Consider the following 9427-nt stretch of genomic DNA (forward strand, 5'->3'; position numbering starts at 1 on the left):
CCGCGCGTCGGCGGCGGCAGATTGTTATAAGAGCCGGGCCTGAGGGGGTCCTGTCCGCCCGGCGCCGCGCGCCGCGGACAGCGGCCCATCCGCGCGCTGGTGCTGACCCCGACGCGGGAGCTCGCCGCCCAGGTGCAGGACAGCGTCGAGACTTATGGCCGCCACCTGCCCCTTACGTCGGCGGTGATCTTCGGCGGCGTCAAGATCAACCCGCAGATCGCCCAGCTGCGCCGCGGTGTCGACATCCTGGTGGCGACTCCGGGGCGGCTGCTGGATCATGCTGGGCAGGGCACGCTGGATCTCTCGCGCATCGAGATCTTGGTGCTGGACGAGGCCGATCGGATGCTCGACATGGGCTTCATTCATGATATCCGTCGTGTCCTTGCGCTTCTGCCCGATGCCAAGCAACGGCAGAACCTGCTCTTCTCCGCAACCTTCTCTGACGAGATTAAAGACCTCGCTAACCGGTTGCTGAACCGCCCGCAGCTCATTGAGGTCGCGCGGCGCAATACGGCCGCCGAGACCGTCCGCCAAGTGGTGCACCCGGTGGACCGCCAGCGCAAAAGAGAACTGCTCAGCCACCTGGTAGGTGCCAACGACTGGCGCCAGGTCCTGGTCTTCACCCGCACCAAGCACGGCGCCAACCGCCTGGCCGAGCAGTTGGAGAAGGACGGCCTCAGTGCCGCGGCCATCCATGGCAACAAGAGCCAGGGCGCCCGCACGCGGGCGCTGGCAGGTTTCAAAACAGGTGACGTGCGCGTGCTGGTGGCCACCGATATCGCCGCCCGCGGTCTCGACATCGACCAGCTGCCGCACGTGGTCAATTATGAGCTGCCGAACGTGCCGGAGGACTATGTCCACCGCATCGGCCGCACGGGCCGTGCCGGTAATGCGGGCGAGGCCATCTCTCTGGTCTGCGTGGACGAGCAGAAGCTGCTCAGGGATATCGAGCGTCTGCTCGGGCGGGAGGTGTCAAAGGTCGTGCTGGATGGCTATGCGCCGGACCCGAGCATCCCGGCGGAACCTATTCTGCGTGGTAAGGGCGGGCGCGGTGGGGCCCGCGAAGGCCGCCGGGGCGCCGCGGCCCGCGAGGGCGGTGTCGGCCATCGCCACCATCGGGCCGATGCCGCGCGCGGTGACAGCTCGAGCCGCACGGGCCGTCGGTCGGCACAGGCCGATACGGGCGCAGGCGCACAACAACGGCGGCGTCGGGGCGGGGAGGCAGGGCAAGCGGCAGGCCCGGACACCGCAGCCGCGCCAGTCACTGCCACGCGCGGCCACAAAGCCGGACACGTCCACCGCAAGCCCAAGGCACAGGCCGAGCGCAGTCCGCGCCATAACCGCAGCGGCCGTCGCCGGGAGGTGCCGGCCCTCCTGGGCGGCGGTCGCGACGACTAAACTGGACCTCACAGCTTGTCCCTTGCGGGGACGGCATAGTTGTAGCGGAGAGTAGCGAGTTTCGAGGTGCAAGGTTCGAGGAAGAGAAAAGGCATCAGCAGGTTCTTCGCGCGACAAACCGAAAACCGGCGTGCGATGGGTATCATTCGGGCGGTCGGGCGGTCGGGCGGCTGGCGGGGACCTCCGCCTAGGCGCTGGTGCTCGGCATGAGCCGGTGCTCCGCCTCCCGATACTTCTCCGCCGTCTTGGCAATGATCTCGGCCGGCAGCTCGGGTCCGGGCGGTGTCTTGTCCCAGTCCAGCGTCTCCAGGTAGTCGCGCACGAACTGCTTGTCGAAGCTGGGCGGGCTGGTGCCGGGCTGGTACTGGTCGGCAGGCCAGAAGCGGGATGAATCTGGTGTAAGCGCCTCGTCGATCAGGTGCAGGCGGCCGGCTTTATCCAGGCCGAATTCGAACTTTGTATCGGCGATGATGATACCGCGGCTGCGGGCGTACTCCGCGGCCTCTGCATAGATCGCGAGGGAAACGTCGCGGATCTGGGCGGCGAGGTCTGCACCGATCAGGTCGGCGGTTTGCTCGAAGCTCACATTCTCGTCGTGGTCGCCTACGGCCGCCTTGGTGGAGGGCGTGTAAATGGGCTCGGGCAGCCGATCTGCCTGGCGGAGCCCCGACGGCAGTGGGATAGCGCAGACGGCGCCGCTGCGTTGGTAGTCCTTCCAGCCGGAGCCGATGAGATAGCCGCGGACAATGGCTTCCACCGGCAGGGGCTTCATGCGGCGCACGACAATGGCGCGCTCGCCCAGGGTGCTTCGCTCTTCTGGATCTGGCACGACGGTCTCGAGCGGGATGTGGGCGAGATGATTCGGCGTGAGACCCGCTGTTCGGGCGAACCAGAAATTGGACACCCGCGTCAGCACCTCGCCCTTGCCGGGGATAGGCTGCGGCAGCACCACGTCGAACGCGGATAATCTGTCCGTGGTGACGATGAGCATATGAGCATCGTCGATGCCATAGATATCGCGCACCTTGCCGCGGTTGATGAGCGGCAGGTGCTTGAGGTGAGATTGGAAGAGTGCGTCTGACATGGCGGTGATGGCCGCCGGCCTGCGCGCATCAGCGGCGGCCAGCTCGCGGTCTGGTGAGTGGAATGGTGCCTGAGTCGGGGGCAGCCCGTTGCCCGAAGTGGCTGCGGTTGCGACTATAGCAGGCCCACGCGGTCCTTTACTCACGCTGCGATCTGCGTAACCGCCTACGGCCCGAGAGCAGCCAGCCGACACCAGCAATTCAGGTCAACCAGCCAGCCCCATGCAGCCAGTCCAGCCCAAGCCTGCGATGGGTCCAGCAGACGCCGATGACTTTCTGCGCGCGTTTCGCGGCAGCTTCACCTCGGCGCTGCGCTGGCATCACCTGGACGCGCTGTGGGCCAAACTGCGCACGGATGCCAACGGCGAGTGGTATCTCTACGCCGTCGGTGAGCCACCGCCCACGGCGCCGGCCAGTGCCGAGCAGGTGTGTCGGTTCATCGATGAAATGGACGCCTTGCTGCGTCGGGAGCACGACGAGGACTATTGCGGCATTGTCTATGCCGACGATCTCCAGGCGCCGGGGTTCGTCAAGATCTACGATCCGAACAACCTCGGTGTCGTCTGCGGCTTCAGCGACAACCCGCCATTGCCTGGGTGGACCATGAGCAAGCTCCGGCCCGTGGACCTGCCCGCTGCGCAGCCGGCGCCGCGGGGTCGGCGCCGCTGGTGGCAGCGCCTATTCGGCTGAGTGCCGGGGCCAGTCGAATGCGAGCTGGAGTCCTTCGCGGCTTGCGGCGACAGCAGCCATGATTGACCCCCGCACGGGGACTGCCTATCGTCCGCTGCGGTCATGACAGCCGAATCGGAGACCCCGCCATGCCCAAGCAGATCATTCACACCGACCAGGCCCCCGAGGCCATTGGCCCCTATTCGCAAGCCGTGCGCGTCGGCGATACCGTGTACCTCTCCGGCCAGATCCCGCTGGATCCCGCCACCATGACCCTGGCGGAGGGCGACATGGAGGCGCAGATACGCCGGGTGCTTGACAACCTCCAGGCCGTTGCCCGCGCCGCCGGTGGCGATCTCGGGGACATCGTGAAGCTGAACATCTTTCTGACGGATCTCGCCCACTTTGCGCTCGTGAATGAGCTGATGCAGGCCTATTTCACCGAGCCCTATCCGGCGCGCGCCGCCATCGGCGTGGCCAGTCTGCCCAAGGGCGCCCAGGTGGAGATGGACGCAGTAATGGCGTTGGACGGCTGAAACGGGCCGCCTTCTGCCAGATCGGGCATGGACGGATATGCTGCCTGCCGGCCCGCCAGCGTCGGGACATCGGCTCAGTTTCCAGCTAACATCACCCGCGCCGTCAATAACATAAGCCGACCTTGCCACAGCCGGTCGGCCGGGGGAACCAGATGCGCCATTCATCGCTCGCCGTTGCCGCCGTGGCCCTGCTGTTGCCGCTCGCCGGTTGCGGGTCCAATCCATCCACAGATGCGCCGCAGGCGCGGCTCGCCCGCGGCGCGCGCTAGGCCTGGCGGCGGCCCGCCCGATGCAGCAGCACGGAGGGGCTGGCCGGCGGCCCGCGCGCCGGCCGGGCCGAGGTGGGGCGCTTTATCGGTCGACTGCAGGCCAAGGGCTATACGCGCCCCGAGCTGGCCAGGGTCTTCTCGCGGGTGCGGCCCGATGAGTGGATCATCGAATACATGAACCGCCAGTGGCGGCCGTCATCCGGGCCGAATGGGGCTTGGACGCGATACCGCTCGCGCCACATCACGCCAGACATGCTGAGCCGCGGTACCGCGTTCTGGAACACCCATGCCGCAGAGTTGGAGCGGGCGTCGCGCAAATATGGCGTGCCGCCGGAGTACATCGTCGCCATCATCGGTATCGAGACCAAATGGGGCGGCTACATGGGCAAGCATCGCATCATCGATGCACTGGCGACGCTCGCCTTCGACTATCCGCGCCGCGCCGAGTATTTCACCGGCGAGCTGGAAAACTACTTGATCATGGCCCGGCAGGAGGGCTTCGACCCGTTCCAGCCCGTCGGCTCCTTCGCTGGTGCCATGGGCTATGGGCAGTTCATGCCATCGAGCTACCTCAAGTACGCCGTCGACTTCGACGGAGATGGGCGCCGCGACCTTTGGGACAAGGAAGACGCCATCGGCAGCGTCGCGCATTATTTTAAGCAGCACGGCTGGAAGACGGGGGAGCCGGTCGCAACGCGCGTGAGCGCTGCTTCACCGGGCGGATTGGAGACCGGCTTCCGGTCCAGCTATCCCGTCGGGCGGCTCCAGTCCATGGGCTTTCGCGCGCCGGTGTCGCTGCCGGACGGTCAGCGCGTGAGCCTGCTGCAGCTGGACGCGGCCGGTGGCTATGAGTACTGGTTCGGCTTCGACAACTTCCAGACCATCACCAAGTACAATAAGAGCACCTACTACGCGATGACCGTCCACCAGCTGGCGCAGGCGTTGCGTGCGCGCCGCGGGGGCGCGCGCTACAGTGCGGAGCCGGCAGGCAGCAGCCTGGGCGGAGCCGGCTGAGCGGCGGGGCTGTCACGCGAGCGCTGTCAAGCAAGCACTGGCGCCCGGCCAGCCCTTAGGTCTTGCCCTGGACGGTGACCACCACCTTGCGGCGCTGGTGGTCGGTGCGGTGCTCATACAGAAACACCCCCTGCCAGGTGCCCAGGGCGCAGCGGCCGTCGGTCACCGGCAGGGTCAGGTCCATGTTGGTCAGGATGGACCGCACATGGGCGGGCATATCGTCGGCGCCTTCTGCTGTGTGCCGGAACAGCGGGTCGCCGTCCGGCACCAGTCGCGCCAGGAATGCCTCCAGGTCCCGGCGCACCGTCGGGTCCGCGTTTTCGCACAGGATGAGCGACGCGCTGGTGTGCTGCACGAAGACATGACAGAGTCCGGTGCGGATTCCGCCCGCGCGCACCGCGTCCTGGATCTGCTTGGTGATGTTGGTGGTGCCGCGTCCGCGGGTGTCCACCTCGAACCGTTGTTGACTCGTCTGCATGGCAGCGCCTCCCCCTGACAGCCCGTCGACCGCCCGCACCGCCGGCGGAATGGCAGCGGACGCCTCCCTCGGATTGGACCAGATCCCCGTCACCGACCTCAAGCGGGTCGGACCGAAGCTCGCCGAGCGGCTGCACAAGCTCGGCATCGACACGGTTGCAGATCTGCTGTTTCACCTGCCGGCGCGTTACCAGGACCGGTCCCGGCTGCGGGCGCTTGCTGATCTGCGCGACGGCGACGAGGCGCTGGTGGAGGGCGTCGTCACCGATGCGCAAATCGCGCACGGGCGGCGGCGTTCCCTGAAGGTCTGGCTGCGGGACGGCCAGGCCGATCCTGCGGCGGCCGGAGGCGGCGGGGTGCTGTTGCGGTTCTTCCATTTCTCCCGGGCGCAGGCGGAGGGCATGCGCCCGGGCGCCCACCTGCGCTGCTTCGGCCAGGTGCGCCAAGGTCCGCAGACCCTGGAGATGGTGCACCCCGAGGTGCAGTACCAAGCCCGCGACGCCTCCGGCCCGAGGACGGGGAACGGCACTGCCGTTGACGCGCCGCTGACGCCCGTCTATCCATCGACGGAGGGCCTGCAGCAGATCAGCTGGCGGAGCCTTACCGACCAGGCACTGGCCCTGCTGACGGCCCACCCGGAGGCCCTTTCGGACCTGGTGCCCGCGGCCATTGTGCAGCCCCTCGGCCTGCCCATGCTGCACCAGGCGATCCAGACTGTCCATCGGCCGCCCGCGGATACGCCGGTGTCGGAGCTGGTGGAGCGCAGCCATCCCGCTTGTCTGCGGCTCGCCTTCGATGAAATGCTGGCCCACCAGTTGGCGTTGCGGCGCTTACGCCGTGAGCGTCGGCACCTCGCCGCTGCGGCGTTCGCGGGGGACGGCGCCCTGCGCGGCCGGCTGTTGGCGCGGCTGCCGTTTCGGCTCACGGATGCCCAGCAGCGGGTGGTGGACGAGATTGACCGGGACCTAGCGGGCCATCGACCCATGATGCGCCTGCTGCAAGGAGACGTCGGCTCGGGCAAGACCGTAGTCGGTGCTCTGGCCGCGCTCCAGGCGGTGGAATGCGGTCGGCAGGTAGCGCTGATGGCGCCCACCGAGCTCCTGGCCGATCAGCATCGCAAGAGCTTGGGCGGCTGGCTCGAGCCGCTCGGTATCGACGTCGCCTGGCTCTCCGGGCGACACAAGGGCGCCGAGCGCTCGGCCATGTTGGGGCGGCTCGCATCCGGTGAGGCGGCGGTGGTCGTGGGTACCCACGCCCTGTTCCAAGCCGACGTGCGCTTTGCCGCGCTGGGGCTCGTCATCATCGACGAGCAGCACCGCTTCGGTGTGCACCAGCGCATGGCGCTAAGGGAGAAGGGTGCCGGAGACGGCCATGTCCCGCACCAGCTCATCATGACTGCAACACCCATCCCGCGCTCGCTGGCGATGGCCGTTTACGCCGACCTGGACCTGTCCGTGATCGACGAGCTGCCGCCCGGGCGCACACCCATCACCACCGTCGTCGTGCCGGACAGCCGGCGGGACGAGGTCATCGAGCGCGTGCGCCGCGCCTGCGCCGCCGGCCGCCAGGCATACTGGGTCTGCACCCTGGTGGAAGAATCCGAGGCGCTGCAGGCCCAGGCTGCGGAGGACGCTGCCGCGGACCTGCGCGAGCGCTTGGGCGATCTGCGCATCGGCCTAGTGCATGGCCGCGTCAAAGCGGCCGAGCGTGAGCCCGTCATGGCCGCGTTTGCCGACGGGCACCTGGACCTGCTGGTGGCGACCACGGTCATCGAGGTTGGCGTCGATGTGCCCAACGCCAGTCTCATGATCATCGAGAACCCCGAGCGCCTCGGTCTCGCGCAGCTGCATCAGCTGCGCGGCCGCGTCGGCCGGGGCCAAGTGGAGAGCTACTGTCTGCTGCTCTACCACGCGCCGCTGACCGCCGCCGCCCGCGAGCGGCTGGACATCCTGCGCCGGGAGACCAGTGGCTTCGCCATCGCTGATGCAGACCTGAAGATGCGTGGCGCCGGGGAGGTGCTCGGCACTCGCCAGGCGGGCATGGCCGCCTTTCGGCTTGCCGATCCGCTGCGCGACAAGGATCTGGTGCGCGCCGCCCAGCGTGGCGCCGATGCGATGCTCGACGACCATGCCGCCGGCGGCGAGCGCATCACCGCACTGATCCATCGCTGGCTCGGCCATCGGGAGGACTACGGCCATGTCTGAGCGCCGCTGAAGGCCGCCGCGGTCCATCGCGGCCCGGGTCTTGGCGGTATGCGATAATTTCGCGCTTTTGGGTCTGGCCGCCGCCTGTCCGACGCGCGTGGTCCGGCTCAGCTGGGCCAACGCGGCGTTGCGGTTGCCTAGCCACCCGCTGAGATGCCCGCTTCGCCGCCGCCGAAGCCCACCGCCCGAATCCCCGCACCTGAATCCTTGCTAAGCATAGCCTGAGTGATCGCTCATGAGCCTCCCGGAGATCAACCTCGGCAGCCCTTCCGCTCCCTCCTGGCGCCAGCGGCTGGATGCCTACGTACGCCTGGTTCGCCTGCATAAGCCCATCGGTATCTTCTTGCTGATGTGGCCGTCGCTTTGGGCGCTGTGGCTCGCCGGAGCCGGGCATCCGCCCTGGGGTGTGGTGCTGATCTTCATCGCCGGCGTGGTGCTGATGCGCTCAGCGGGGTGCGCGATCAACGATTATGCGGATCGGGACTTCGACGCCCATGTGGCGCGCACAAATGCACGGCCGCTCGCGCTCGGCAGTATCTCACCGGCGGAGGCGGTGGGCGTTTTCGTCGTGCTGTCGTTGGCCGCCTTCGGTTTGGTGCTGATGCTGAATTGGCAGACGGTGGCCCTGTCCGTGGTGGCTGTAGTCCTAGCGACCATCTACCCGTTCATGAAGCGCTACACGCACTTCCCGCAGCTCTTTCTCGGCGCCGCGTTCGGCTGGGCCGTGCCCATGGCCTTCATGGCCATTCAAGAGACGATTCCGGTCTACGCCTGGACGCTGTTCGCGGCGACGGTAATCTGGGCTTTGGTCTACGACACTCAGTACGCCATGGTGGACCGGGAGGATGATCTCAAAATAGGCATCAAGTCCACGGCCATCCTGTTCGGACGCTACGACCGGCTCATGGTCGGCCTGCTGCAGGCGCTGATGCTGGCGATGCTGGCCGGCGTCGGTGTCGCCGCCGGCCGGGGCTGGATTTACTTCCTCGGCCTCGGTGTTGCGGCGCTGCTGGCCGTCTATCAGCAATGGCTGATCCGCGATCGTGCGCCGAAACGCTGCTTCATCGCCTTTCTCAACAACAACTACTTTGGGATGACGATCTTCATCGGCCTCGTGCTCGACTACCTGGCCCATCCGCCAACAGTTGGATAACCCGTGAGCCGACGCACACGTTTCCAGCAGTGTGCGCATTCCCGATGCTGGCCTCCGGGGTCCACGCGGCAACTTGGACGGCCTGGGCCGCCGGGAGTCTGCATGCCCAGGCGCGCATCTGCAGAATCGTTGCTGTCGCCCCCATCTGGCAACCATCTAGCAGGCGACTGACTCTCTACCCCTTCACTGAGGAGACTCCGCAATGACCCGACAACCCGATCTGTCGCGCCCTGCATCGCGCCTAGCCCGTTTTGGCCTGCTACTGACCTTGCTGCTGTTGGCCGCTACGGCGCTTGCGGTGCAGAGCTTCGATGAAGGGATCGACTATCGGCTGGTCGCAGAGCCCGCCCGCGCCGAGGCGGGAGACGACGTGGAGGTCCTGGAGCTCTTCTGGTACGGCTGCCCGCACTGCTGGCAGCTGGAGCCCCACATCAAGCGGTGGCTCGGTGACAAGCCCGCGGACGTGAGCTTCCGTCGCTTGCCGGCGGCGGCATCCCCGCGCTGGTTGCCGAATGCGAAGGCCGACTTCGCCGCGGAGCCGCTTGGCGCCCTGGACAAGCCCCCGGAGCAGCTGTTCACGGCCATCCACGACGAGCGCCGCAAGGTCTGCCCAGCACACCAAATA

Annotated in this window: 7 protein-coding genes and 2 pseudogenes; 7 read left to right on the forward strand and 2 right to left on the reverse strand. The window is 67.4% G+C overall.

The genetic code is table 11. The annotated features are described in order from the left end of the window. Positions 1-69: 69 nt before the first annotated feature. Positions 70-1155 (forward strand): annotated as a pseudogene (locus I6U14_RS16935) (DEAD/DEAH box helicase); the annotation flags it as partial. A 430-nt stretch (positions 1156-1585) separates the two neighbouring features. Here I6U14_RS16935 and I6U14_RS16940 read toward each other — a convergent pair. Beyond that, positions 1586-2482: a phosphoribosylaminoimidazolesuccinocarboxamide synthase gene (locus tag I6U14_RS16940; RefSeq protein WP_296900856.1), complete on the reverse strand. Its 897-nt coding sequence runs from the start codon at positions 2480-2482 to the stop codon at positions 1586-1588. A 220-nt stretch (positions 2483-2702) separates the two neighbouring features. Here I6U14_RS16940 and I6U14_RS16945 point away from each other — a divergent pair, with 220 nt between their 5' ends. From I6U14_RS16945 to mltB, 3 genes are all read left to right on the forward strand, one after another. Next, complete coding sequence (locus I6U14_RS16945) at positions 2703-3170, forward strand: hypothetical protein (RefSeq protein ID WP_367115687.1); 468 nt, start codon at positions 2703-2705, stop codon at positions 3168-3170. A gap of 128 nt (positions 3171-3298) precedes the next feature. Further along, the gene (locus tag I6U14_RS16950; protein ID WP_296900858.1) at positions 3299-3685 is read left to right on the forward strand and encodes a RidA family protein; all 387 of its coding nucleotides are present in this window, start codon (positions 3299-3301) and stop codon (positions 3683-3685) included. Positions 3686-4026: 341 nt separating this feature from the next. Further along, complete coding sequence (gene mltB / locus I6U14_RS16955) at positions 4027-4968, forward strand: lytic murein transglycosylase B (protein ID WP_296900860.1); 942 nt, start codon at positions 4027-4029, stop codon at positions 4966-4968. A gap of 55 nt (positions 4969-5023) precedes the next feature. Here the strand turns inward: mltB and I6U14_RS16960 are convergent, their stop codons facing one another. Beyond that, entirely contained in the window at positions 5024-5446 is a 423-nt protein-coding gene (locus tag I6U14_RS16960; RefSeq protein ID WP_296900862.1) for a secondary thiamine-phosphate synthase enzyme YjbQ, read from the reverse strand. A gap of 49 nt (positions 5447-5495) precedes the next feature. Between I6U14_RS16960 and recG the strand changes: the two genes are divergently transcribed. The 3 genes and pseudogenes from recG to I6U14_RS16975 form a co-directional block, all read left to right on the forward strand. Beyond that, a complete protein-coding gene (recG, locus tag I6U14_RS16965; protein ID WP_296900866.1) occupies positions 5496-7649 on the forward strand; it encodes an ATP-dependent DNA helicase RecG in 2154 nt (717 codons plus the stop codon). A gap of 235 nt (positions 7650-7884) precedes the next feature. After that, entirely contained in the window at positions 7885-8802 is a 918-nt protein-coding gene (gene ubiA / locus I6U14_RS16970; RefSeq protein WP_296900869.1) for a 4-hydroxybenzoate octaprenyltransferase, read from the forward strand. A gap of 202 nt (positions 8803-9004) precedes the next feature. Continuing rightward, positions 9005-9427, forward strand: a pseudogene (locus I6U14_RS16975) (thiol:disulfide interchange protein DsbA/DsbL); the annotation flags it as partial.

This window comes from Thiohalocapsa sp., assembly GCF_019695415.1.
Lineage (GTDB): Bacteria > Pseudomonadota > Gammaproteobacteria > Chromatiales > Chromatiaceae > Thiohalocapsa.

What these genes read in the sequence shown, in the direction of transcription:
- I6U14_RS16940 (WP_296900856.1), bottom strand. Translation starts at nt 2,482, where the DNA reads ATGTCAGACGCACTCTTCCAATCTCACCTCAAGCACCTGCCGCTCATC.
- I6U14_RS16950 (WP_296900858.1), top strand. Translation starts at nt 3,299, where the DNA reads ATGCCCAAGCAGATCATTCACACCGACCAGGCCCCCGAGGCCATTGGC.
- ubiA (WP_296900869.1), top strand. Translation starts at nt 7,885, where the DNA reads ATGAGCCTCCCGGAGATCAACCTCGGCAGCCCTTCCGCTCCCTCCTGG.
- I6U14_RS16945 (WP_367115687.1), top strand. Translation starts at nt 2,703, where the DNA reads ATGCAGCCAGTCCAGCCCAAGCCTGCGATGGGTCCAGCAGACGCCGAT.
- recG (WP_296900866.1), top strand. Translation starts at nt 5,496, where the DNA reads ATGGCAGCGGACGCCTCCCTCGGATTGGACCAGATCCCCGTCACCGAC.
- I6U14_RS16960 (WP_296900862.1), bottom strand. Translation starts at nt 5,446, where the DNA reads ATGCAGACGAGTCAACAACGGTTCGAGGTGGACACCCGCGGACGCGGC.